This window comes from Denitromonas ohlonensis, assembly GCF_007625205.1.
Taxonomy (GTDB): domain Bacteria; phylum Pseudomonadota; class Gammaproteobacteria; order Burkholderiales; family Rhodocyclaceae; genus Nitrogeniibacter; species Nitrogeniibacter ohlonensis.
On record NZ_VMNI01000006.1, the window covers coordinates 1 to 23,576 of the forward strand.

General features: G+C 64.0%; 19 protein-coding genes. 11 read left to right on the forward strand and 8 right to left on the reverse strand.

Annotated elements, in window-relative coordinates; translation table 11 throughout:
- Nucleotides 1-383: 383 nt before the first annotated feature.
- A complete protein-coding gene (locus tag FHP89_RS05525) occupies nucleotides 384-761 on the forward strand; it encodes a CC0125/CC1285 family lipoprotein (RefSeq protein WP_144175525.1) in 378 nt (125 codons plus the stop codon).
- 87 nt (nucleotides 762-848) lie between these two features.
- Complete coding sequence (locus FHP89_RS05530) at nucleotides 849-1,364, forward strand: GNAT family N-acetyltransferase (protein ID WP_144175523.1); 516 nt, start codon at nucleotides 849-851, stop codon at nucleotides 1,362-1,364.
- Between the two features lie 330 nt (nucleotides 1,365-1,694).
- Here the strand turns inward: FHP89_RS05530 and FHP89_RS05535 are convergent, their stop codons facing one another.
- From FHP89_RS05535 to FHP89_RS20915, 3 genes are read right to left on the reverse strand one after another with little or no spacing between them, the layout of a single operon-like run.
- Nucleotides 1,695-2,642 (reverse strand): glutaminase, encoded by a 948-nt coding sequence (locus FHP89_RS05535; protein ID WP_144175520.1) that lies wholly within the window; start codon nucleotides 2,640-2,642, stop codon nucleotides 1,695-1,697.
- A gap of 3 nt (nucleotides 2,643-2,645) precedes the next feature.
- A complete protein-coding gene (locus FHP89_RS05540) occupies nucleotides 2,646-3,968 on the reverse strand; it encodes a DUF3422 family protein (protein WP_260851492.1) in 1,323 nt (440 codons plus the stop codon).
- 11 nt (nucleotides 3,969-3,979) lie between these two features.
- Nucleotides 3,980-4,141 carry a hypothetical protein gene (locus FHP89_RS20915; RefSeq protein ID WP_186300230.1) on the reverse strand — a complete coding sequence of 54 codons (162 nt, stop codon included), beginning with the start codon at nucleotides 4,139-4,141 and terminating at the stop codon, nucleotides 3,980-3,982.
- Nucleotides 4,142-4,330: 189 nt separating this feature from the next.
- On the opposite strand from FHP89_RS20915, the gene gcvA reads away from it, so the two are divergent.
- The 3 genes from gcvA to FHP89_RS05555 all read left to right on the forward strand — a co-directional run bounded on the left by gcvA (nucleotide 4,331) and on the right by FHP89_RS05555 (nucleotide 7,588).
- The gene (gene gcvA, locus FHP89_RS05545; RefSeq protein ID WP_144175518.1) at nucleotides 4,331-5,254 is read left to right on the forward strand and encodes a transcriptional regulator GcvA; all 924 of its coding nucleotides are present in this window, start codon (nucleotides 4,331-4,333) and stop codon (nucleotides 5,252-5,254) included.
- 505 nt (nucleotides 5,255-5,759) lie between these two features.
- Nucleotides 5,760-7,040 carry a DUF2254 domain-containing protein gene (locus FHP89_RS05550; RefSeq protein ID WP_222105321.1) on the forward strand — a complete coding sequence of 427 codons (1,281 nt, stop codon included), beginning with the start codon at nucleotides 5,760-5,762 and terminating at the stop codon, nucleotides 7,038-7,040.
- Between the two features lie 116 nt (nucleotides 7,041-7,156).
- Nucleotides 7,157-7,588 (forward strand): GFA family protein, encoded by a 432-nt coding sequence (locus FHP89_RS05555; protein WP_144175516.1) that lies wholly within the window; start codon nucleotides 7,157-7,159, stop codon nucleotides 7,586-7,588.
- Between the two features lie 52 nt (nucleotides 7,589-7,640).
- Here FHP89_RS05555 and FHP89_RS05560 read toward each other — a convergent pair whose 3' ends face one another.
- On the reverse strand, nucleotides 7,641-8,549 hold the full coding sequence (locus FHP89_RS05560) for a LysR family transcriptional regulator (RefSeq protein WP_144175514.1): 909 nt from the start codon (nucleotides 8,547-8,549) through the stop codon (nucleotides 7,641-7,643).
- Nucleotides 8,550-8,769: 220 nt separating this feature from the next.
- Here FHP89_RS05560 and FHP89_RS05565 point away from each other — a divergent pair, with 220 nt between their 5' ends.
- The 4 genes from FHP89_RS05565 (at nucleotide 8,770) to FHP89_RS05580 (ending at nucleotide 13,225) form a co-directional block, all read left to right on the forward strand.
- Nucleotides 8,770-9,756, forward strand: a complete 987-nt coding sequence (locus tag FHP89_RS05565; protein WP_144175512.1) for a zinc-dependent alcohol dehydrogenase family protein — start codon at nucleotides 8,770-8,772, stop codon at nucleotides 9,754-9,756.
- A gap of 91 nt (nucleotides 9,757-9,847) precedes the next feature.
- Entirely contained in the window at nucleotides 9,848-10,807 is a 960-nt protein-coding gene (locus tag FHP89_RS05570; RefSeq protein WP_144175510.1) for an LLM class oxidoreductase, read from the forward strand.
- A gap of 13 nt (nucleotides 10,808-10,820) precedes the next feature.
- Entirely contained in the window at nucleotides 10,821-11,630 is an 810-nt protein-coding gene (locus tag FHP89_RS05575) for an SDR family NAD(P)-dependent oxidoreductase (protein ID WP_144175508.1), read from the forward strand.
- 194 nt (nucleotides 11,631-11,824) lie between these two features.
- The gene (locus FHP89_RS05580; RefSeq protein ID WP_144175506.1) at nucleotides 11,825-13,225 is read left to right on the forward strand and encodes an aspartate kinase; all 1,401 of its coding nucleotides are present in this window, start codon (nucleotides 11,825-11,827) and stop codon (nucleotides 13,223-13,225) included.
- Nucleotides 13,226-13,297: 72 nt separating this feature from the next.
- Here the strand turns inward: FHP89_RS05580 and FHP89_RS05585 are convergent, their stop codons facing one another.
- Together FHP89_RS05585 and FHP89_RS05590 are read right to left on the reverse strand one after the other, a co-directional pair.
- On the reverse strand, nucleotides 13,298-15,034 hold the full coding sequence (locus FHP89_RS05585) for a bifunctional protein-serine/threonine kinase/phosphatase (protein WP_144175504.1): 1,737 nt from the start codon (nucleotides 15,032-15,034) through the stop codon (nucleotides 13,298-13,300).
- Nucleotides 15,035-15,090: 56 nt separating this feature from the next.
- The gene (locus tag FHP89_RS05590) at nucleotides 15,091-15,903 is read right to left on the reverse strand and encodes a formate/nitrite transporter family protein (protein ID WP_144175502.1); all 813 of its coding nucleotides are present in this window, start codon (nucleotides 15,901-15,903) and stop codon (nucleotides 15,091-15,093) included.
- Nucleotides 15,904-16,379: 476 nt separating this feature from the next.
- Between FHP89_RS05590 and cynS the strand changes: the two genes are divergently transcribed.
- Nucleotides 16,380-16,823, forward strand: a complete 444-nt coding sequence (gene cynS / locus FHP89_RS05595; protein ID WP_144175499.1) for a cyanase — start codon at nucleotides 16,380-16,382, stop codon at nucleotides 16,821-16,823.
- Nucleotides 16,824-17,206: 383 nt separating this feature from the next.
- Complete coding sequence (locus FHP89_RS05600) at nucleotides 17,207-20,122, forward strand: PAS domain S-box protein (RefSeq protein WP_144175496.1); 2,916 nt, start codon at nucleotides 17,207-17,209, stop codon at nucleotides 20,120-20,122.
- A gap of 69 nt (nucleotides 20,123-20,191) precedes the next feature.
- Here the strand turns inward: FHP89_RS05600 and glmS are convergent, their stop codons facing one another.
- Both glmS and glmU read right to left on the reverse strand, forming a co-directional pair.
- Nucleotides 20,192-22,021 (reverse strand): glutamine--fructose-6-phosphate transaminase (isomerizing), encoded by a 1,830-nt coding sequence (gene glmS / locus FHP89_RS05605; RefSeq protein ID WP_144175487.1) that lies wholly within the window; start codon nucleotides 22,019-22,021, stop codon nucleotides 20,192-20,194.
- Between the two features lie 44 nt (nucleotides 22,022-22,065).
- Entirely contained in the window at nucleotides 22,066-23,427 is a 1,362-nt protein-coding gene (gene glmU, locus FHP89_RS05610) for a bifunctional UDP-N-acetylglucosamine diphosphorylase/glucosamine-1-phosphate N-acetyltransferase GlmU (protein WP_144175485.1), read from the reverse strand.
- Nucleotides 23,428-23,576: the final 149 nt, after the last annotated feature.

Genomic DNA, 23,576 nt, shown 5'->3' on the forward strand with positions numbered 1-23,576 from the left:
CGTGATGCTTTCGGTCATCTTGCGCGAGCCTCGTGTTTGTCATACAAAGGATCCCTCCACACGGAAGGGCGAGGCTCGATTGTGACCACTCTTGCGCCGTCGCGGCAGCGGCGGCTTCTCCGCGTAGCGGCTTCGTCCAACCCTTCCATCGAGAGGACCCGCCCCGGCAAGCCGGGGCGGGCCTCTCATGTCAGACGTTAGAGGGCTACATGACTACTGATCCACCTGACAGGAGGGGCGTCGGGGTCAGGAGGGGCGTCGGGGTCAGGTCTTGAAAAACGACATTCTGATCTGCACCACGAGTCAATCTGACCCATCGTTCGAATACAGAAATATTGAATTTCGGGAGCTACCCCCCGATTTTCTGACACGATTTTTCAATCTTGCAATCGATCTGGAACCGCGACACCATGCCATCGAAGCTTGCCAACATAGCACTGATCGCCTTGACCGCCGTGACATTAACGTCATGCGGCACCGTTTACCAAAAAAAGAGCATGATGACCGGCTTGGGTTATTCCGACGTCAGGCTTGGAGAAGGGCGCTATCGCATCACTTACGAGGCGGCCGCTGCAAGCGGCGAAGCAAAGGCGATCGAGTTCTGGCACAGGCGGGCTGCGGAGTTGTGTGGCTCTTCGGCCTATGAACACAAATACACCGTTACGATCAAGGACCACCAACAGTTCAATCGTTACAACGGCCGCATGGAGAGCCATTTATTTCCTACCGTCCATGGTTCGGTTGTCTGCAAGACCAGCTAGCCGGCCGGTCGAGCACGCACGACGGATTGCACGCCGGGGTCAGATCTTGAAATACGACATTGCCGGCAATCAACCAACGAGAACCCAATGACGATCACCAAAGTGCAATCCCCCGCCCAGATCGCCGCTGTAGCCAATCTGGCCCGCGAGATATGGACGGAGCACTACGCGCCGATCATCGGGCTGGCGCAGGTGGAGTATATGTTGGCGACATTCCAGAGTGAGCAGGCCATCGCGGGTCAGATTGCTGGCGGGTATGCGTACTATCTGGTGACGCATGGCGGGCAGGACGTGGGCTATTTGGCGCTGCTTGAAAACGCGGATGGCACCACGCTGATGATCAGCAAGATCTACGTGACCAAAGCCGGGCGCGGCGGCGGGTTTGGGCGAAAGCTGCTGGACTTTGCGGAGGACGTTTGCCGCGAGCGGCAGATTCCGGCGCTATGGCTGACAGTGAACAAGAACAACACGGGCTCCGTCGCGTGGTACACCCGCATGGGGTTCAAGAACACCGGGGCGATCGTTCAAGATATCGGGGCAGGATTCGTGATGGACGATTACCGGATGGAAAAGACGATCGGCTCGCACGCGCCGGGGGTCTGAGCAAAAAGCAGGGGCAAACCACGGTTTTTTTGGGCACGTGCGCCAAGGCCGACGCACCTTCGATCAAAACGGGGGCCGCCGCTGTTTTTCACATTGCGTTCGGCACTGAATAGCGTTTTGCCCCACCCGTACAGGCGGTGCGTACTCACACCAAGGCGGGCGGCACCTCGGCCACTGTCCGGCCGCTTCAATCCTGAAACTTTTCTGCGGTGCGTCGCGGCGACTTCTTCGTTTCGATGGATGCCTCCGTTGCGGCTCATTCGCAAGGCGGCGGAGAGTTCAGAAAGCCGAGGGGTGATTCACGGCGTCGGGATGCGCCTGCCTTGACGATTAGAAGATCGACTTTTGCGTTAGCGAGGTGAGCGCTTCGAGCGCCAGCGAACCGGCCAGCGAGTTGCCCGAGACCTCCAGCGCCGGCGACCACACGCAGATGCCGCACTCGCCCGGAATCAGCGCCACGATGCCGCCACCCACCCCGCTCTTGGCCGGCAGACCGACGCGGAAGGCGAAGTCACCCGCCGCATCGTAGGTGCCGCAGGTGAGCATCAGGGCGTTAAGCCGCTTGGTCGGGCTGACACCGAGGACCCGCTCGCCGGTGGCGGCAATGCGGCCGTGGTTGGCCAGCATGGTCATGGCGCGCGCCAGATCGACACAGCTCATCTCGATCGCGCACTGCCCGCAATAGGCGTCGAGCACCGCCGGCACCGGGCTGTGCAGATTGCCGAAGCTCTTCATCAGGTGCGCCATGGCCGCGTTGCGGTCCGAGCAGCCCAGCTCCGACAACGCCATGTGCCGGTCGAGACTGAGCCCCGGGTTAGCCGACAGCTTGCGCAGGAATTCGAGCACTGCGTTGGCCGGCACGGCGAAGCGCTGACACAGAATGTCGGTGATCACCAGCGCGCCGGCGTTGATGAAGGGGTTGCGCGGCTTGCCATGCTCGTATTCGAGCTGCACCAGCGAGTTGAAGGCCGAGCCCGAGGGCTCGCGGCCGACGCGCGTCCACAGCGCATCACCTTCCGTGGTGAGTGCCAGGATGAGCGCAAAGAGCTTGGAGATACTCTGGATCGAAAAGGGCTGGCGTGCCGCGCCGATTTCGAACACCTGCCCGTCGAGCCCGACGATGGCCATGCCGAACTGGTCCGGGCGCACCCGCGCCAGCTCGGGAATATAGTCGGCCACCCGGCCCCGACCGAGGATGGGCGTGACCTGCGCCAGAATCGCGTCGAGCGCGGCGGCGTAATCGGCGGGCCCGGCCGCTTCGGGAGGTGCCAGCGTCATCGCTCAGTGCGCCTGGACAGCCGTGTCGCCATGCAGCCGGTGACGCATCCGGCGCAGGCCGAACCAGCTCGCCCCCAGCACCAGCGGCAGCACTACACCAATCACACCGTCCACATTCAGCCCGGCACCCCAGCCCTTGACGGCCTTGAGCCCGTAGGCCGCCAGGCCGACGCCGTAATAGGACACCGCCACCACCGACAGCCCCTCGACGGCCTGCTGCAGGCGCAGCTGCATGGCGGCGCTGTGGCTCAGGCGTTCGAGCACGCGCTGGTTCTGGCCTTCCTGGGCGATGCTGACGCGGGTGCGCAACAGATCGTTGGAGCGGCTGATCTTGTTGGCCAGCGCCTCCTGCCGCGCCGCCACCGACACGCAGGTGTCCATCGCCGGCGCCAGACGGCGGGCCATGAATTCGCCCAGCGTGGGCACGCCTTCGATACGCTTCTCGCGCAGCTCACCGATGCGGTCGCGCACGATGCGGTAGTAGGCCTGGGCGGCGCTGAAGCGGTAGCCGCTGTCGAAGGACATCGAGCGCACCCGGGCGGCCAGGCGCGAGATGTCCTGCAGCAGCCGGGCCTCGTCGGCGCTGTCGCCCGCCGCCTGCATCTGCAGGCCGAGCCGGGTCACGTCGGCTTCGATGGCGGTCAGCCGCGAGGCATGGTCGCGCGCCAGCGGCAGTGCAAGCAGCGCCATCAGGGTGTAGGTTTCGATCTCGCAGATGCGCTGCACGATGCGCCCGAGCTGCATCTCGCGCAGGCCGGTGTCGCGCAGCAAAAAGCGCGAGAAGCCGTCGGGGCCGACCTGCAGGTCGGTCCATAGCTCACCACCGGCCAGCACCCGGCTGCCGACCAGCAGCGGCGCGGGGAAGATCCGGCGCAGGCGCGGGTTGTCCAGCTCGTAGGCCTCGCCCTGCTCGGCCAGGATGTGCGAGGCGACGATGATCTGCCCCGACAGCGCTTCGAGCCAGTCGCGTGGCACATGGCGCATCGGCGTTTCGGCAAAGGCCTCGCCCGACACGCCCTGCTCGATGAAGCTGAAGGTGCAAAACTCGGTATGACGCTCCCACTTGAGGCGGAAGGCACCGAAGTCATGGAAGAAGTGCTGCGCCCCCGGCCTCGGCCCGGCCACGCCGAAGCGTGCACACAGCGTGCTCAGGATGCGCTCGTCGGGCGCACCGCCGTTCTCGCCATGGATGGCCAGGTGCGAGACGCAGGCCGGGGCGCTCAGGCGGACAAACGGGCGCGCATGCAGCTCGGCCGCGAGCGTCAGGCGCAGCGGGTGATTCAAGCCGGCGGCCAGCACCGTCCGCTCGGGCATATCGAGAACCAAGGCGTGTCCGATCAGTTGTAACCCAGGTCAACCACCCGGTCGAGCTCGGCCGGTTCGGTGCGCAGCGGCACCACAACGCCACGCGGTGCCAGTTGCGGCATACGCTTTGCGGCGGTCTGTGGCGTGTTGGCCGGGCGGAAAGCATTGGAAGGAACGGACTGGCTAGCCTGCATTGTCTCTGTCTCCGGGGATCATCTATCGGGAGCATCGCTACCCCCATTTAATATCGGCAAGCACACGCACGCACCGAATCATGCGTCGCAACAACGACTTGCCTCCTTTGGCGGGCGCCATTCTCTCGGCTGGGCAAGGCTTTATCAAACGAAATACACTACGAAGATTGTGAGTTTGAGGAATGATCCATGCGTCGACGCGTCCCGAGCATCGAATCGCTGTCGGCCTTCGAGGCCTCGGCCCGTCATTTGAGCTTCACCCGGGCGGCGGACGCGTTGTCATTGACCCAAAGCGCGGTGTGCAAGCAGGTGGCGGTGCTGGAGGCTTATCTGGGCGTACGCTTGTTCAACCGCATCAAAAAACGCATCTCGCTGACCGAGGCCGGTCAGGTATATGTGCGCCAGATCAGCGACGGTCTCGACCGACTGGAGCGCGACACCGCGGCGATCATGACCCACCGCGGCGAGGGCGACGTGCTCGAACTGGCGGTGATCCCGACCTTTGCCACCCGCTGGCTGATCCCGCGCCTGCCGGACTTCCAGCGCCGGCATCCGGGCATCACGCTCAACCTCACCACCCGCGCCGAACCCTTTCTGTTTACCGACACGGTCTTCGACGCCGCGGTGCATTTCGGCTCCGCACAGTGGCCCGGCGCGGTCAGCAACTATCTGTTCGACGAGGAGATGGTGCCAGTCATGGCCCCGGCCTTGTTGCATCAACAGCCCTGCCCGAATCCGGCCGCACTGGCCGGTTTTCCGCTACTGCACCAGTCGGCCCGCCATCACGCCTGGCGGCGCTGGTTCGAAGTGGCCGGCGCCCCCGACATGGAAGCCATTGGCGGCCCCCGCTTCGAGCTCTTCTCGATGCTTGCCGAAGCCGCCCGCGCCGGGCTCGGCGTGGCCCTGGTGCCGCGCTTCCTGGTGCAGGGCGAACTGGCCTCGGGCGAGCTTGTCGCCCCGTTCGACATCGCCCTCACGGGTGACCTGGCCTACTACCTGATCTGCCCCGAAAACCGACAGGACCGGGCCGCCCTGCAGCACTTCTCGCACTGGCTGATCGCGCAGGCCAGCGACTATCGCGGCGAGCCGTCGGAGGACACTACGGCAGCTTAAATGTCGCCCGCCGCGACCTCTGCGTCTGCGCAAGCCATACGAGTCGGCAAGCATCGAACCATTCGAGTCGTATGGCCTCGCAGGGCGCACTGCCAACGTGCCGTGCCCTCCGCGCAATGGTTTCATGGGCGGGACTTATTGAATCTGGGCAGACGACGTCTGCCGGTAACGGCGGATTCCTACCCTGTGGCTGACCATCAGCAAGGGCAACGCGGGTGCCATCGGTTGGTCCGCACCCATGGGGTTCAAGAACGTCGGCGTGATCGCTCAAGATGTCTGAGCGGGATAGGTGAAGGACGATTTCCGAATGAGAAAACGACCGGCCCACATGCGCCAGCGCATTGAGGAAAAACCGAGCTTTTCCCCCCGATTTTTTTGCCTTGCCGGCTTTTTCGGGCGGACCCAAGGCGTCCAGCTGATTGAATGACGGCCTGCCCGGCAGACCGAAAGCGGGCTAGAGTTCATCTTGGTGGCCAAGGTGCAAAACAGACAGGGAGGGCGAGGCGTGTCGATTTTCATATCGGCTGACCGTTTCAGAATGGTTGTTGCGCGCTTTCGCGAGCGCTTGTGGGTCAAGCCACTGTTGATGTGCGTGGTGTCGATTGCGGCCGCGGTCGGGGCGAGCCTGGCCGATGGCACGGGGCTGGCGCATGTGGTGCCGGCAACAGCATCGGTGGCACTCGAGACCTTGCTGTCGATCATGGCCTCCAGCATGCTGGTGATTGCGACGTTCTCCGTCGGCTCGATGGTGGCGGCCTACGGTGCCGCGAGCAACACCGCAACGCCCCGGTCGTTTGGTCTGGTGGTCGCCGACGATGTGTCGCAAAACGCGCTATCGACCTTTGTCGGCGCGTTCATTTTCAGCATCGTGGCGCTGACCGGCGTCAAGAATGGCTATTTCCTGGCGGCAGGCCTGTTCGTGCTGTTCATTCTGACGGCGGCGGTCTTCGGCCTGGTGATCGTGACCTTCGTGCGCTGGGTCGACAACATCGCCCGACTCGGGCGGATGAATTCAACGATCGAGAAGGTCGAGCAGGCGACGGCGGATGCCTTGGTGCTACGGCGCAACAGGCCAACGCTCGGCGGTGTGCCGGTGCGCGCCCTGCCGCGCGGGGTGCCGGTGCATGCCACCGAGGTGGGCTATGTTCAACAGATCGACATCGCTCGGCTTCAAACGTGGGCCGTTTCAGTTGATGCGCGAGTGGTTGTGGCCGCCTTGCCCGGCGCCTTTGCGTTCCCTGATCGCGTGCTGGCCTATGTGAGCGTGGCGGCGGGGGGCGACGCGACGCCCGAGCTTGGTGAAGTGACGGCGAGCTTCGCCATTGGTCGTGAGCGGCGCTTTGAGGATGACCCCCGCTTCGGGCTGGTGGTGTTGTCGGAGATTGCCGGCCGGGCGCTGTCACCGGCGGTGAACGACCCCGGCACAGCGGTGTTTATCCTTGGCTCCCTGGTCCGGCTCTTTGCGCAGTGGTGCCAACCGGCAGCGGACGATGTGGCGCCAACATGCGATCGTATCGAGGTGCCCGAATTGTCGGTGCACGACATGTTTGACGATGCTTTCACGGCGATTGCACGAGATGGCGCCGGTTCGATCGAAGTGGCGCTTCGTTTGCAGAAGGCCTTGCAATCGCTGGCAACGCTTGGCGGTCCGGCAATGCGTACGGCGGCCGAAGACCATGCACGACGTGCCCTCGAACGCGCGACCTCCAGGATGGATCTGCCCTACGACCTGGCGCAGGTTCGCAAGGCGGCGGCGTTTGCCACGCCAGCGCTGCGTGACGATTGACTCGGCACCAGACGACAACCAAGACCAGGGAACCCACGCCACCGGGCGAGCCGATGATCAAGCCTTGAAACCCGACATTTCACCCATCGCCTGTCTGTAACAGGAGACCCCTCACCATGCTGATCCAGGGCGGTTGCCACTGCGCCAACATCTCCTTCCAGCTCGACTGGTCGCCCTCGCCGTCCGACATTCCGGCGCGCGTGTGCGACTGTTCTTTTTGCGTAAAGCACGGCGGCGTGTGGACAGCGTATCCGCAAGGCGCGCTGACGGTCAGCGTCAAGAACGACGCGCGGGTGTCTCGCTACGCATTTGGCACTTGCACGGCGCGCTTTCATGTTTGTCAGCAATGCGGCGTGGTGCCGGTGGTGACGAGCAGGATTGAGGGGCGGGAGCTTGCGGTGGTCAATGTAAACACGTTCAACAATGTGCCAGCAGCGATGCTCCGGCATGCCCCGGTGTCGTTTGACGGCGAGGACACCTCGGATCGTTTGGCACGGCGCGCGCGCAACTGGATCGGCGATGTCAGGTTTGTGACCCCGGACCGCTAGCGACGCGTTCGAATCGCCTCGCCAGTGAGCACGCCGGCGCACCGCGGTGGGCTCACGCCGCATGCCACGGGGGCGCCTTGCCGATCCGGTCCATCAGAAAATCGATGAAGATCCGCACCTTCGCGGTGAGGACATTCGATTTCGGGTAGACCAGCCACAGCGCGACCGGGTCGTCGACCTGGTAGTCGGGCAGCACATGCACCAGCGTGCCCCCGGCCAGTTCGCGATGCACGCTCCACAGCGAGTTCACCGAAATGCCGGCGCCAGCCAGGGTGGCGATCTTGTAGCTCAGCCCGTCATCCATCACCAGCCGACAGCCGGCCTGGCGCGGATTGAACTGGCCGGTGCTGCCGTCGCGCCCGATCAGCGGCAGCGGTGATACCTCCTTGAAAGCAATGAGTTGGTGCGCGGCGAGATCGTCCGGATGCGAGGGTGTGCCGTGCTGCTTCAGGTAGTCGGGCGATGCGCAGAGGATGCGCGTGTCGTCGGCCAGTTTGCGGCCCTTCAGGCTGCTGTCGGCGAGGGCCGAGTTGCGCAGCGCCAGATCGAAGCTGCCCTGGATCAGGTCGAAGGCCATGTCGGTGAGGCGCAAATCGAGGCTGATGCCGGGGTGCAAGGCCAGAAAGGCCGGCAAGATCGGCGCGATGTAGAGCTGGGCGAAAGTGCTTGGGGCGGTGAACCGGAGCGTGCCCGTGGCGGTCATATTGCCGCGCCCGAGGGCGGCATGGGCGGCGCTCTCCTGGGCGAGAATTTCGCGCGCATAGGGCAGAAATTCCGCGCCCTCCAGCGACAACGACACCTTGCGGGTCGAGCGTCGGAGCAAGTCGGCGCCCAGCGTCTTTTCCAGCTTGGCCAGTTTGACGCTGGCCACCGCGGGCGCCATGCCCAGTTCGCGCCCGGCGGCACTGATGTTGAGCTTTTCGGCGGCGAGAACAAACAGCCGAACGCAGTCGGTATCCATCTGATTATTTCCATATCACGAATTCTGAAGTCGATTCTAGGCTGTTTTTTTAACTTACCGGAATCGTTATCGTGCGGTGTGCCTGATCGGAAAGACCCATCGAACGCCAGCCCCTCCGGCGTTTCGCCTTGCAAGACCGTCCGGCTGGCAGCGATGCCTCGCGATACAGAATCCACATCAACGCAATGTGCCCCAAGCACACCCCCTTCGGAGAACTCCAATGAAAGCAATGATCCTTCGTGACTATGGCGCCGATGCGCCATTCCAGGTGGCCGAGCTGCCCCAGCCGGTCGTCAAGGCCGGCCATGTGCTGGTGCGTGTGGCCGCCACCAGCGTGAACACGGTCGACACCATGATTCGCCAGATGGGCAAGGATCTGCCGCTCTCCCCCGACCTGCCGGCCGTGCTCGGCATGGACTTCGCCGGCACCGTTGAGGCGGTTGGCGAGGGCGTGACCGGTTTCGCGCCGGGCGATGAAGTGTATGGCTGCGCGGGCGGCCTCGCCGATCTGCAAGGCGCGCTGGCCGAAACCATGCTGGCCGACGCCAATCTGATTGCCCACAAGCCGAAAAGCATTTCGATGCGCGAAGCCGCCGCGCTGCCGCTGGTTGGCATCACCGCTTACGAAGGCCTGCAACGCGCCGGCACGCACGCCGGCCAGAAGGTGCTGGTGCATGGCGGCACGGGCGGCGTCGGGCATGTGGCGGTGCAACTGGCCAAGCACTTTGGCGCCGACGTGTATGCCACCGCGGGGGGCGACGCGCAGCTGAAGATCATCGAGGGCTATGGCGCGGCCGCCATCAACTATCAGACCGAGAAGGTCGCCGACTATGTGGCAAAACACGCCGGTGGTGCGGGCTTTGACGTGGTGTTCGACTCCGTCGGCGGCGCCAATCTGACAAACTCCTTTGAAGCCGCCGCGTTGAACGCGCATGTCGCCACCACGGTGTCCCTGCTGGAACTGGATCTGACGCCGGCGCACTTCAAAGGCCTGTCGCTGCATGTGGTCTTCATGCTCATCCCGATGCTCTACAACCATCACCGCGAACAGCACGGCGCGATTCTGGCCAAGCTGGCCGAGATCGTGGATGCCGGCGCGCTCAAGCCCTTGCTGGACGCGCCGCGCTTTGGCCTCGACGCCGTGGGTGAGGCCTACGCCCGCCTGAGCAGCGGCCAGGCGATTGGCAAAGTGGTGGTCGACATCTAAAGCCTTGGCCGGCCTGGGGTATGGTTGGCGCGGGCTGTGTTGCCGCCCGCGCGCCTTCAGACCGGCCGCCACCCGACGCACAGGAAGGTCAATGATCGACACGCCAGAATTCCCCGCCATCAATCGCGGCTACAACGCCGTCTTTCGCCCCAAGCGGCTGAGCCTCGGCCTGGTCGTGCCGCTGGAAACCTATGCCACCGGCCCGACGGCGACGATGACACGCCATGTGGAACGCGTTCAACTGGCCGAGTCGCTGGGCTTCTCTGCCGTGTGGCTGCGCGACGTACCCTTCAATGTGCCCTCGTTTGGCGATGCGGGGCAGATGTTCGACCCTTTTGCCTACCTCGGCTTTCTCGCCGCCAAGACCGAGCGGATCGCGCTGGGCGTGGCCAGCATCGTGCTGCCGCTGCGCCATCCGGCGCATGTGGCCAAAGCCGCTGCCAGTGTGGATGTGCTGTCGGGCGGGCGCTTGATTCTGGGTGTGGCCTCGGGCGACCGGCCGGAGGAATACCCCGCCCTCGCCCTGCCCTTTGACGACCGTGGCGCGCGCTTTCGCGAGAGCTTCGACTACATCGAGCGCATGCGGGAGACCGCGCCGGTGTTCGAGAACCCCTATGGCAGCCCCTGTGGCGGCATGGACATGCTGCCCAAACCGGCGGGCAGCAAACTGCCGCTGCTGATTACCGGCGGCAGCCAGCAAGACCCGGACTGGATCGCGCGCCATGGCGACGGCTGGATCACCTACCCGCGGCAGATCGCGGTGCAGGCCCGGCTGGTGGCCGACTGGCGGGCGCGCGTCGAGGCAGCGGGCGGCCCGGCCAAACCGGCGATGCAGTCGCTGTATGTTGACCTGGCCGATGACCCCGACGCCTTGCCGCAACCCATCCACCTCGGCTTCCGGCTGGGCGTGCGCCACCTGCGGGCCTACCTCTCGGCGCTGGAGACGATCGGCATCAATCATGTGGCAATGAACCTGCGCCTGAACCGCGCCGACACCGAAGCCACCCTGCAACGCCTGGCGGCCGAAGTGCTGCCGGACTTCACCGACTAAGCGAGAACCGATCATGCCAAAAACCATTCTCATCACCGGATCGACCGACGGCATCGGGCTGGCAACCGCCAAAGTGCTGGTCGCCCAGGGCCACACCGTGCTCTTGCACGGGCGCAATCCGGCCAAGCTCGCCGAGGCCGAAAAGGCGTTGTCTGCCCTGCCGGGCGCAGGCCGTATCGAAAGCCATGTGGCCGACCTGTCGCGCCTCGCAGCGGTCGAATCCCTGGCCACGGCGGTGGCCGAACGGCACACGACGCTTGATGTGCTGATCAACAACGCCGGCATCTTCCACACCCCGGACACCCGCACGCCCGACGGGCTGGATGTGCGCTTTGCGGTCAACACCCTCGCGCCCTACCGGCTCACGCAACGGCTGCTGCCGCTGCTGGGCACGGCGGGGCGAGTGGTCAACCTGTCGTCCGCGGCGCAGGCGCCGGTCGACGTGAACGCGCTGGCCGGCCGCGGCCAGCTGGCCGACATGGCCGCCTACGCGCAGAGCAAGCTGGCACTGACGATGTGGTCTCGCCAGATGGCGCTGGCGCTCAAGGCCGACGGCCCGATCATCGTTGCGGTCAATCCGGGCTCGCTGCTGGCCAGCAAAATGGTGAAAGAAGGCTTTGGCGTGGACGGCGCCGACCTAGGCATTGGTGCCGACATTCTGGTGCGCGCCGCTCTTTCCGATGAGTTCGCCACCGCGACCGGCCTGTATTTTGACAACGACTCGCACCAGTTTGCCTCGCCCCACCCCGACGCGCTCGACCCGCGCAAATCGCAGGACGTGATGCGCGCCATCGAGGCCACACTCGCAGCCATGGCGCAATAAAACGGCACAATCTCAGGCACTGGCACCCGCCGGCACCTGACGAAACATAGCCCAATCGCCGGCCAAAAAGAACGCCGTTTCTGCCGCCAGCCAGCCGAGCGCAAAAACATGCCCACAATCCATTAAACTACGGGGTTTCGCTCAATCCCTCTTCCGGAACGGGGATTTACGTCATGCAAAGCTCGGGGGCACCCATGATCTCGGTTGAAAAAATCGGCGGCACGTCGATGTCGGCTTTTGGCGATGTGCTGCGGCACATCATGCTGTACGACAAGGCGCGCATTAACGGCCGCATCTATGTGGTGTCGGCCTATTCGGGCGTGACCAACCAGTTGCTCGAGCACAAGAAAACCGGCGAGCCGGGCATCTACGCCTTGTTTGCCAATGGCGAGGATTACCACGAGGCGCTCAATGGCCTGGCGGTGAGCCTGAAGCAGCTGAACGCGGGCTACGCCGACATTGGCCTGCCGCTGGACGTGGCCGACGCCTTCGTCGATACGCGCATCAGCGAAGCCAAGCGCTACCTCGAAGCCATGCACCATGTGCTGGCCAGCGGTTATCTCAACCGCAGCGATGTGCTGCTGGCGGCGCGCGAGGTGCTGGCCTCGATTGGCGAATCGCACAGCGCCTTCAACGCCGTCGAGATGCTCAAAACCCACGGCGTGAACGCCATCCTGCTCGACCTGGCCGGCTTTGACGACGACGAGCCACTGAGCATCGACGAGCGCATCCGCAACAGCTTCAAGGGGCTGGACCTGGCCAACAACGTGGTGGTGGCCACCGGTTACACCAAGGGCGTCGAGGGCATCATGCGCGAGTTCGACCGCGGTTACTCCGAGGTGACTTTCAGCAAGATCGCGGTCGAAGTGCGCCCCGCCGAAGCGGTGATCCACAAGGAATTTCACCTATCTTCCGCCGACCCCAACATCGTCGGCCTGAAAAACGCGGTGATCGTGGGCGCCACCAATTACGACGTGGCCGACCAGCTGGCCGACGTGGGCATGGAGGCCATCCACCCGAAAGCCGCCAAGCCGATGGAACGCGCGGGCATCCCCATTCGCCTGAAAAACACGTTTGAACCCGAGCACCCAGGCACGCTGATCACCAAAGACTATGTGGGCGAGCGCGCCCGCGTGGAGATCGTGACCGGCAGCGACAAGGTGACGCTGGTGGAGATTCACGACCCGAGCATGGTCGGCACGGTGGGTTTTGACCTCGGCATCATGGAGATCTTCCGCCGCCACAAGGCGTCTTACATTCTCAAATCGACCAACGCCAACTCGATCGCCCACCTGCTGTGGGACCGCGCCGTGACGCGCGCATTGATCGACGAGCTGGAGGCCAACTACCAGGTGGTGACAGTCAAGCCGAGCGCGGTGGTGTGCACCATCGGCTCGAACATCAGCATCCCCGGCGTGCTGGCCCGCGCGGCGCAGGCGCTGGCCGATGCGCAGGTCAATGTGAACTGCGTCTCGCAAACCCTGCGACAGGTGAACATGCAGTTCATCATCGAGCGCGAAGACTACAAAAAGGCAATCATCGCCCTCAACCATTCGCTGTGCGTCAACTCGGGCACGCCGGTGCCAGTGGCGTGAAGCCGCGCCAGATCAAAGCGCAGAGGCGGCCCGCGGGTCGCCTCTTTTTTTGCCGCGAACCCGCCGCCGGGCTCACTGCAGAACGGCGTGCGAGCTCAGCAAAACCAGCATACAGATGGCCAGCACCAATGACAGCCCCTGCCAGAAGCGCAACGGATTGCGTTCAATCAACGGCGGCGGGCGCTCGTTGAGCAGCGCGCGGTTGGGGTGGCGGAGGTCGTAGGTGAGCTCGGATAACTCCTGATAGCGCTTGTCGGGGTTGGGGTGCACCGCCTTGGCGAGCGCGGCGTCGACCCAGGCGGGGATCTCGCGGTCCTCGTCGAGCACGCTGTCGTAGCGCAGTTTTTTCTGCGCCGCGCGGCTACGGGTCTTGGCCACTTCGGCGCCATAGGGTAGCCGACCGGACAGCATCTGATAGGTGATGACGCCCAGCGAAAACAGGTCGGAACACGGCCGCCCGGCCTCGCCCAAAAAGTACTCCGGCGCGGTATATTGCGCCGTGCCGAGAATCGGCGGCGGCAGGTTATCGGTCTCGGCTTCGGCCAGGCCGGCCACGCGGGTGGCGCCGAAGTCGATGATTTTCACCGTGCCGGCGGTGTCGATCATGATGTTGTTGGGCCGCAAGTCCTGATGCAGCATCTCGAGCCGGTGGAAGGCGAGCAGGCCTTTGGCAATCTGCTCGACGATGCCGCGCACGGTTTCGAGCGAGGGCGCCGGGTTGTCGCGCATCCACTGCGCCAGCGTCTGGCCGTCGATGTATTCGGTGGCCACATAGAGAAAGTGGCGCTTGCGGGTTTGCGTGCTCGGCTTGAGCACATGCGCGCTGTTGATGCGCCGCGCGATCCACTCCTCGAGCATGAAGCGTTCGAGATAGGCGGGATCGCCACGCATGTCGACCGACGGCGTCTTGAGCACTTGCAGCGCGCCGCTGTCGATGTCTTCCGCCAGATAGATATGGCTGCGACTGCTGCCATGCAGCGCCCGAATGACCCGGTAGCCTTCGAACACCTGCCGGGGTTCGAGCACCGGCGCAGGCGGCAGCTCGGCCCACTGTTGATAGAGCGCGCTGGCGTCGCCTTGCGGCAGGCTGTCGACACGCAGGATCTGGATCGTCAGATTGTCATCACTGCCCTGCGCATAGGCTTCTTGCGCAATGCTTTGCGCCGCCGCACCGAGGTCGTCGGGCGAGCAGGTGATGGTGTCGATGATGAAAGGCGCCGCGGCAAATTCGTACACCCCATCGGTGGCCAGCACAAAGCAGTCGCCCAATTCCAGCGGCACGGCCTGGTAATCGATGTCGAGCTGATCGCTGATACCGAGGGCGCGCGCCAGATAGCTGGTGTCTTCGGACACCACGAGCCGGTGATCTTTGGTCAGTTGCTCGAGGGCGCCGTCGCGCAGCCGGTAGATGCGGCTGTCGCCGACATGAAAAATGTGCGCGGTGGCCGACTTGATGACCAGCGCGCTGAAGGTGCACACATAACCGCGATCGCGGTCGTAGCGGTGCTCGCTGTGGCGGGTTTGCGAATACAGCCAGGCGTTGCTGGCGGTGATGACACGCTGCGCCGCCGTCTTGACCGACCACGCCTCCGAGGTGCAGTAGTAATCATCCAGAAAACTCTTGACCGCCGACGCGCTGGCAATATGGCTGACCGCGCTGCTGCTGATGCCGTCGGCCAGCGCAATGGCAATGCCCTTGGCGCTGAGCTGCGGCTCGTCCGGAACGCACAGGCCATGGAAGTCCTGATTGCTTTCCTTGCGGCCCTTGTCGGAATACTGGCCGGTGGCGACGGTAAGTTGAGATGGCATTGTCAGGATGAAAGCGCCCCGCCCCACGCGGGGCAAGGCGCTCGCATCGAGGCAGATCAGGCGGCGTTGCGCTTGGGCGCGGTACGCACGTGGGTCGAGTAGAGCGTGAGGCCAACGAAGGCCAGGCCGCCCACCAGGTTACCGATCACGGTCGGGATCTCGTTCCAGACCAGGTAGTCATAGACCGAGAAGTTACCGCCCAGCATCAGGCCCGACGGGAACAGGAACATGTTCACGATGGAGTGCTCGAAGCCCATGTAGAAGAACAGCATGATCGGCATCCACATCGCGATCACCTTGCCCGACACATTGGTCGACACCATCGCGCCCACCACCCCGGTCGACACCATCCAGTTGCACAGCACCCCGCGGATGAACAGCGTCAGCATGCCGGCGGCGCCGTGCTCGGCGTAACCCACCGTCCGGCCTTCGCCGATGTGGCCGATCTTTTGCCCGACGACATTGGGATCGACGCTGAAGCCGTAGGTAAAGATGATCGCCATCATCACGGCAACGGTCAGCGCGCCGGCAAAGTTGCCAATGAAGACCAGCCCCCAGTTGCGCAGCACGCCATTGAGCGTGACGCCCGGCCGCTTGTCGATCAGCGCCAGCGGGCACAGGGTAAAGACGCCGGTCAGCAGATCAAAGCCCAGCAAATACAGGATGCAGAAACCGACCGGAAACAGCACGGCACCGGCCAGCGCCGAGCCGGTCTGCACGGTGATGGTGACCGCAAAGGCGGCGGCGAGCGCAAGAATGGCACCGGCCATGTAAGCGCGAACGAGGGTGTCGCGGGTGGACATGAAGATTTTCGCTTCGCCCGCATCCACCATTTTAGTGACGAACTCTGTGGGTGCTATGTAGGACATGTGATTTCCCCGTAGGTAAGTAATGAATCGCGCTGGCAAGAGAGCACCCGTCTCCTGCCCCGCTCTGCGGCAGGGTCAAGGATGTCTTGTCCGTGATCGCGTCGGTGCCGCCTGCTGGATGCGCGGCGCTTCAAGCAGGCTGCGCACCGACTTGGCACCGATAAAGCATGTCTCATGCCAGCGGCGCCAAAGCCATGAAGCAACTCGGTTTCGCCCCCTTCGGCATCACCACTCGCCGCACTCATCGCCCCCAATTGGGGCGCGCGGGTCACCGCTTCGCCTTGTCTCAGTGCGGCGGCGCAACAAAACGCCCCCGTCCGGCTCTGCGCCCACCGCGCCAGAACGGGGCCGCCACGGGGCATCCCGGCGCACGCGCCGCACCGAAGGCCTGACTCGGCACGCATGCTGCTTTACGCATCAGGGAAAAGGAGGCTTGCCTCCGACGCCGACACCATCCTGCACACAAGGAGCACCCCGTGAATCGACTCGAAGTCACCGAAATGATCGTCGCCGCCAAGATCCAGAAAGGCATCAGATGGACGGATGTCGCCAAGGAAATCGGCCTGTCCAAGGAATGGGTCACCGCCGGCTGTCTGGGCCAAATGGCGTTTGACGCGAACCAGGCCAGCATCATCGGCAAGGTCTTCGATCTGCCGGCCGAGGCAGTCGCCCTGCTGCAGGCGGCGCCCTACAAGGGCTCGCTGCCCACCGCCGTCCCGGCCGACCCGCTGATCTACCGCTTCTACGAGCTGATCAACGTCTACGGCTCAACCTTCAAGGCGCTGATCCACGAAGAGTTCGGCGACGGCATCATGTCGGCCATCGACTTCAACATGAATGTCTCGCGCGAGCCCAACCCGGCTGGCGACCGGGTGAACATCGTCATGTCGGGCAAGTTCCTGCCCTACAAGACCTACTGACAGGCGAACGACTGCACGATGGCGGGTCCGACAGACGCGGTCGGGCCCGCTTTCGTATTCGACCCTCATGAATACGCCGCGCCTGCCCATGGCCGACGCCACGCCCGTCTCGCCGTGACCGGGCGGGTGACGCGCCTTGCGCCGCCCGAGCCATTTTCAAGCGCCCCTTTCAGGACGCGCTGCATGCCGCGGCGCACACGCGCTACCGCCATCAGCGCCGTGGCTGACGTCATGGATTGCGCCGCCGGCACCAGCAGTCGCTCGGCGGCCCGCCGCGCACCGGCCATTATTCGCGCATACCCTTATGATGGCCGTAGAATGGCACGACGTGAGCAGCGCGGGACACGCGCTCAACCGCGATCAACGACAAGGTGGCCTCAAGGATGCCTTCAGGCGCGCTCTCATTTGAAGCGCTGTTCGAACACATGGCCGATGCGGTTTATGTGCTTGACCCGGACAGCTCCCGCATCGTCTGGGGCAACCAGGCCGCCTGGGGCAGCCTCGGCCTGAGTCGCGATGAGGTGCTCAACCACAGCGTCCTCAGCCTGCAGGTCGATGTCACGGGTTTGCCACAGTGGAGTGAAATCGCCGAGGTCATCCGCAACACCCCCTGCTTCACCTTCATCGGCCGTCATCGGCATGCCGCCGGCCACGAGGTCGAGGTTGAGGTCAACACGACGGTCTTTGTCTCGGATGAGCGCGAGTATTTTCTCTCGGTTGCCCGAAACATTGGACGCCGTGTCGCCCTTGACGGCGAGTTGAACAAGCGCGAGAAGCAATTGTCTTTCGCCCTCAACGAGGCCAGCGACGGGCTCTGGGATTGGGATGTCGCGACCGGCGAGGCCTTCTTCAGCCCCCGCCTCAAGCAAATGCTTGGCTACGGGCCCGACGAAATGCTTCCACAGATCGCCACCTGGAAAAGCAGCATTCATCCAGATGATCTCGACCGGGTCACCGCGAAACTGAACGAGCATCTCTCTGGCAAGGCCAGCCGCTACAACGCCGAATACCGACTGCGCAACCGCAATGGCGACACCCTGTGGGTGCATGACCGCGGCCGCGTCTGCGCACGCGACGCCATGTCACAGCCCCGCCGTGTCGTCGGCATGGTGCAAGACATCACCGCACGCAAGGCCGCCGAAGAGAAAGCCAAACAGCTGAATGCATACCAATCGCTGATCTTTGGCTTGTCGTCGGCGTTCATCAACCTGCCCTTGCAGCAGATTGATCAAGCCATACAAGACGCCCTCGGCAAGATCGGCCGCTTTTTTGGAATCGACCGCAGCTACGTATTCGCTTACGACGCCACCACACAACACATTCGGAATTCCCATGAATGGTGTGCACCGGGGGTGCCACCGGAGATCGACAACCTGCAGAAGATCCCTTTCGACCTGGCCCCCGACTGGATTCAAAGCCACTATCACGGTCGGCCGATTGTTATCGACGACGTGAATGCGCTGGAGGATGACCGCCCACTCAAGGCCTTGCTGTCAGCACAAGGCATCCGCTCATTGGTCACTCTGCCCTTGATGCATCACGACGAGTGCATGGGCTGCGTCGGATTCGATTCGATCCGGACAGCGCGCCGTTTTGGCGACGAAGAAATGCGTCTGCTCGGCCTGTTCGCGGATCTGCTGACCAACGTCACTGAGCGCCAGCGGGTCGAACACGCCCTGCATGAGAACGAGTACCGATTCCGTAGCCTGCTGGAGAACGTCGACCGAATTGCGGTGCAGGGCTACGACACGAATCGACGCGTCATTTTCTGGAATGCGGCCAGCGAAGCGCTCTACGGCTACACGCGCGCCGAAGCCCTTGGCAAACGGCTCGAAGAACTGATCGTTCCCGAACCCATGCGCGACGCCGTCATTGCCGACATTGCCAGCTGGATGTCGGGCGGCCCGGCCGTGCCGCCCGACGAAATGACACTACAACGCAAGGATGGCTCGCCCGTCACCGTCTTCTCCAGCCATGTCATGGAGATTCTGTCGAGCGGCATCGAAATGTACTGCATCGATATCGATCTCACCGAACGCAAGCGCATCGAGGCCGAGCTGGTGCGCTACCGGGAGCACCTTGAGGCGCTGGTCGAGGAGCGCACCGCGGCGCTGTCGGTCGCCAAGGAGGCTGCGGAATCGGCCAGCCGCGCCAAGAGCGCCTTCCTTGCCAACATGAGCCACGAGCTGCGCACTCCGATGAACGCCATCATGGGTCTCACGGCCCTGGCGCTGCGCCGGGCGCAGAGTCCAGCCCAGCACGAACAGCTCGAAAAAGTCGAAAAAGCGTCAAAACACCTCCTGGCGCTGATCGATGACATTCTCGACCTATCCAAGATCGAGGCAGAACGTCTGACCCTGGAACAAAACGACTTCCCGCTCGGGAGCGTATTCACCAACCTGTCCAGCCTGGTCGAACAACGTGCCAGTGACAAAGGCCTGCAGTTCGAAATCGACCTCCCCCGCGCACTGTCAGAACAGATAGTGACCGGCGACGCCCTGCGCCTCGGGCAGGTCCTGCTCAACCTGACCAGCAACGCGATCAAGTTCACCGCCCAGGGCGGCATCACGGTACGGGCCCGCGCCGAGCACTCACCGCCCGGCGTCCTGGCGCTGCGCGTCGAGGTGATCGACAGCGGCATCGGGATTGACCCTGAGGCCCAGAAGCACCTGTTCACTGCCTTTGAACAGGCCGACAACTCAATGACCCGCAAGTACGGCGGCACCGGGCTCGGGCTGGCAATCTGCAAACGCCTGATCAAGCTGATGGGCGGCGAAATCAAGGTCGACAGCACGCCGGCACGAGGCAGCAACTTCTGGTTCACGGTCAGCCTGGTCAAATGCACAGGCGAGCAGCCCGGCGTCACCGACACCCTGCGCCAGTGCGAGCAGCAGTTAAAGCGCGCCCATGCGGGGGCGCGCCTCCTGCTCGTCGAGGACGAACCGGTCAACCGGGAAATCACGCTCGGCTTGCTCGAAGACACGGGTTTGCAGGTGGATGTCGCCGAGGACGGACTGGCAGCACTTGAACTGGCGCAGCGTACCCGCTACGACCTGATCCTGATGGACATGCAGATGCCGCGCATGAACGGCCTCGAAGCCACGCAGGCCATCCGTGCAGCCCCCCTCAACCGCGACACGCCGATCCTGGCCATGACCGCCAATGCCTTTGATGACGATCGCAAGATATGTCTGTCCGCCGGGATGGACGACTTCCTGAGCAAACCGGTCTATCCCGAGGTGCTGTTCGAGACCATCCTTCGCTGGTTGAATCGCTCAATCACCCATCCACAGGGCTGACAGACACGCCTTGGGCCACTCGCGCTCGACACGGCAAGGGGTTTGCTGAAAAACAAACCCCTTTTCTCATCACTCAACCGTGACCGATTTTGCCAGGTTGCGCGGCTTGTCCACATCCGTGCCCTTGACCAGCGCGGCATGGTAGGAGAGCAGCTGCAGCGGGATCACATGCAGCACCGGCGAGAGCATGCCGTAGTGTTCGGGCATGTGCAGGATGTGCACACCTTCGGATTCTTCGATGGCGCTGCCGGCGTCGGCAAACACATACAGCTCGCCGCCGCGGGCGCGCACTTCCTGCAGGTTGGACTTGAGCTTTTCGAGCAGCTCGTCGGCCGGCGCCACGGCGATGACGGGCATGTCCTTGTCCACCAGCGCCAGCGGGCCGTGCTTGAGTTCGCCGGCGGCGTAGGACTCGGCGTGGATGTAGGAGATTTCCTTGAGCTTGAGCGCCCCTTCCATGGCGATGGGCCAGTGGCGGCCGCGGCCGAGGAACAGGGCGTGCTGCTTGCTGGCGAAGCGCTGGGCCCATTGTTCGATCTGTGGTTCCAGTTCGAGCACTTTGCCGACGGCGACCGGCAGGTGGCGCAGGGCGGTGAGGTAGCGGGCTTCGTCTTCATCGTTCAGGCGGCCGTTGAGCTTGGCCAGCGAGAGGGTCAGCATGGCCAGCGCGGCGAGCTGGGTGGTGAAGGCCTTGGTGGAGGCGACGCCGATTTCGGGGCCCGCGCGGGTGATGAAGCGCAGCGCGGTTTCGCGCACGATGGCCGACTCGGGCACGTTGCAGATGGCCAGCGTCTTGCCCATGCCGAGGCTCTTGGCGTGCTTGAGCGCGGCGAGGGTGTCGGCGGTTTCGCCGGACTGCGAGATGACGACCACCAGGGTGTCGGCATCGGGCACCGATTCGCGGTAGCGGTATTCGCTGGCAATTTCGACCACGCAGGGGATGCCGGCGATGGATTCGAGCCAGTAGCGCGCGACCAGGCCGGCATGGAAGCTGGTGCCGCAGGCGATGATCAGCACGCGGCGGGTGGCGCCGAGGATCTCGCCCGCATGCGCGCCGAACACCTGCGGCGAGATGGTGTTGCCGCCGGCGATCATTTCGAGCGTGTTGCCCAGGGCCTGCGGCTGCTCGAAGATCTCTTTTTGCATGTAGTGGCGATAGGTGCCCAGTTCGACGGCGTCGGCCGACAGCGAGGACAGGTGCACCGGCCGTTCGACCACGGTGCCGTCGGGTCGCACGATGCGATAGCTGCCCAGCTTGAGTTCGGCCACATCACCGTCTTCGAGATAGACCACCTTGCGGGTGACCTGCAGCAGCGCGGAGGTGTCGGAGGCGGCGTACATGCCGTCATCGCCCACGCCCAGCAGCAGCGGCGAGCCGCGCCGTGCCACCACCAGACGGAAGGGGTCGGACTCGGTCACCACGCCAATGGCGTAGGCGCCTTCGAGCTCGTTGGTAGCGAGGCGGACGGCTTCGGTCAGATCCAGCCCGGCGCTGAGTTTGTGGTTGATGAGGTGGGCAATGGCTTCGGTGTCGGTCTCGGAAGTGAAGACATAGCCCTTGGCGGTGAGATCGGTCTTGATGCGCTCGAAGTTCTCGATGATGCCGTTGTGCACCACCGCCAGACCGCCGGATACATGCGGGTGGGCGTTGCGCTCGGAGGGCTCGCCATGGGTGGCCCAGCGGGTGTGCGCGATGCCGATGTTGGCGCTCAGGTGGCGGCTGTCGGCGATGGTGGCGAGCTCGGCCACACGACCGGCCGAGCGGGCGCGCACCAGATCGCCTTCATGCAGCACGGCGAGGCCGGCGGAGTCATACCCGCGGTACTCAAGCTTGCGCAGCCCTTCGAGCAGCACGGGAACGACGTTCTGGGTCGAGATAGCGGTGACGATGCCACACATGGTGTTCTCTCCTGAGGCCGACCCCGAGGGCCGGCGGGAATGCTTTATTTGGGTTTTTTGACCGGGCGTTTCCAGCCCGGGATCGTGATCTGTTTGGCCCGCGAGACGGTGAGCTGGTCGGCCGGCGCGTCTTTGCTGAGCGTGGTGCCGGCACCGAGCGTGGCGCCTCGGCCGACGCGCACGGGGGCCACCAGCTGGGTGTCGGAGCCGATGAACACGTCGTCTTCAATCACGGTTCGGTATTTGTTGGCGCCGTCGTAATTGCAGGTGATGGTGCCGGCGCCAACGTTGACCCGCTGGCCGATGTCGGCGTCGCCCACATAGGCGAGGTGGTTGGCTTTCGAGTGATTGTCGATGCGGCTGTTTTTGACTTCAACAAAATTGCCCAGATGCACATCTTCGCCCAGCTCGGTGCCCGGGCGGGTGCGCGCATAGGGGCCGATCACGCAGGCCGGACCCATCACGGTGTCTTCGATATGCGAGTACGGGTGGATGCGAGTGCCGGCGCCGATGCGCGCGTTGCGGATGACGCAATTGGCGCCGATCTGCACGCCTTCGCCGAGGGTCACGCTGCCTTCAAACACGCAGTTCACATCAATGCGCACATCGCGCTCGCAGGTGAGTTCGCCACGCACATCGATGCGCGCCGGGTCGGCCAGGGTCACACCGGCGTCGAGCAGGCGCTCGGCGTAAGACTGCTGATAGCTGCGCTCGAGTTCGGCCAGTTGACGGCGGTTGTTGACGCCGAGGGTTTCGACCACGGTGTCGGGCTGGGTCGCCACCACCGGCACACCGGCCGCGACCGCCATGGCGATGATGTCGGTCAGGTAGTACTCGCCCTGAGCGTTGTCATTACCCAGGCGGCCCAGCCAGTCGCGCAGCAGCGCGGTGGGGGCAGCCAGAATGCCGGTGTTCACCTCACGCACCGCGCGCTCGGCCTCGGTGGCGTCCTTGTGTTCGACAATGCGCTGCACCTGAGCTTCGGCGTCACGCACGATACGGCCGTAACCGGTCGGATCGTCGAGTTCGACGGTCAGCAGGCCAAGGCAGTTGCCCTGGGTGGCGTCGAGCAGGCGGCGCAAGGTGGCCTCGCCGATCAGCGGCACATCGCCATAGAGCACCAATGCGATCTGTTCGTCGTCAAGATGCGGCAAGGCCTGCTGCACGGCATGTCCGGTGCCCAGCTGGGGGCTCTGGAGCGCCCAGGCCAGATCGGGCGCGGCCAGCGCCTCGCGCACCGTCTCACCGCCATGGCCGTACACCACGCAAATCTTGCTCGCACCCAGGGTGCGAGCGGTGCCCAGCACATGCGCCAGCATCGGCCGGCCGGCGAGCGGCTGCAAAACCTTTGGCAGCGCGGAACGCATCCGGGTGCCCTGTCCGGCGGCGAGGACCACAACTTGCATGACAACTCCATTTTTACAGGATTTGCGGCGGATTCTAGCATGTGCCACATGGCAGTTCCGTGAGCAGTTCCGCGCCAAGATACAACAAGACATGTATCGTATATTGCAACGCACCAAATATTGACCAGCATCTAACTTTTGAAATACCC

Excerpts from the sequence above, each read along its gene's own strand:
- FHP89_RS05530 (WP_144175523.1), top strand. The coding sequence starts at position 849 with ATGACGATCACCAAAGTGCAATCCCCCGCCCAGATCGCCGCTGTAGCC.
- FHP89_RS05535 (WP_144175520.1), bottom strand. The coding sequence starts at position 2,642 with ATGACGCTGGCACCTCCCGAAGCGGCCGGGCCCGCCGATTACGCCGCC.
- FHP89_RS20915 (WP_186300230.1), bottom strand. The coding sequence starts at position 4,141 with ATGCAGGCTAGCCAGTCCGTTCCTTCCAATGCTTTCCGCCCGGCCAAC.
- gcvA (WP_144175518.1), top strand. The coding sequence starts at position 4,331 with ATGCGTCGACGCGTCCCGAGCATCGAATCGCTGTCGGCCTTCGAGGCC.
- FHP89_RS05555 (WP_144175516.1), top strand. The coding sequence starts at position 7,157 with ATGCTGATCCAGGGCGGTTGCCACTGCGCCAACATCTCCTTCCAGCTC.
- FHP89_RS05560 (WP_144175514.1), bottom strand. The coding sequence starts at position 8,549 with ATGGATACCGACTGCGTTCGGCTGTTTGTTCTCGCCGCCGAAAAGCTC.
- FHP89_RS05565 (WP_144175512.1), top strand. The coding sequence starts at position 8,770 with ATGAAAGCAATGATCCTTCGTGACTATGGCGCCGATGCGCCATTCCAG.
- FHP89_RS05570 (WP_144175510.1), top strand. The coding sequence starts at position 9,848 with ATGATCGACACGCCAGAATTCCCCGCCATCAATCGCGGCTACAACGCC.
- FHP89_RS05575 (WP_144175508.1), top strand. The coding sequence starts at position 10,821 with ATGCCAAAAACCATTCTCATCACCGGATCGACCGACGGCATCGGGCTG.
- FHP89_RS05580 (WP_144175506.1), top strand. The coding sequence starts at position 11,825 with ATGATCTCGGTTGAAAAAATCGGCGGCACGTCGATGTCGGCTTTTGGC.
- FHP89_RS05585 (WP_144175504.1), bottom strand. The coding sequence starts at position 15,034 with ATGCCATCTCAACTTACCGTCGCCACCGGCCAGTATTCCGACAAGGGC.
- FHP89_RS05590 (WP_144175502.1), bottom strand. The coding sequence starts at position 15,903 with ATGTCCTACATAGCACCCACAGAGTTCGTCACTAAAATGGTGGATGCG.
- FHP89_RS05600 (WP_144175496.1), top strand. The coding sequence starts at position 17,207 with ATGCCTTCAGGCGCGCTCTCATTTGAAGCGCTGTTCGAACACATGGCC.
- glmS (WP_144175487.1), bottom strand. The coding sequence starts at position 22,021 with ATGTGTGGCATCGTCACCGCTATCTCGACCCAGAACGTCGTTCCCGTG.
- glmU (WP_144175485.1), bottom strand. The coding sequence starts at position 23,427 with ATGCAAGTTGTGGTCCTCGCCGCCGGACAGGGCACCCGGATGCGTTCC.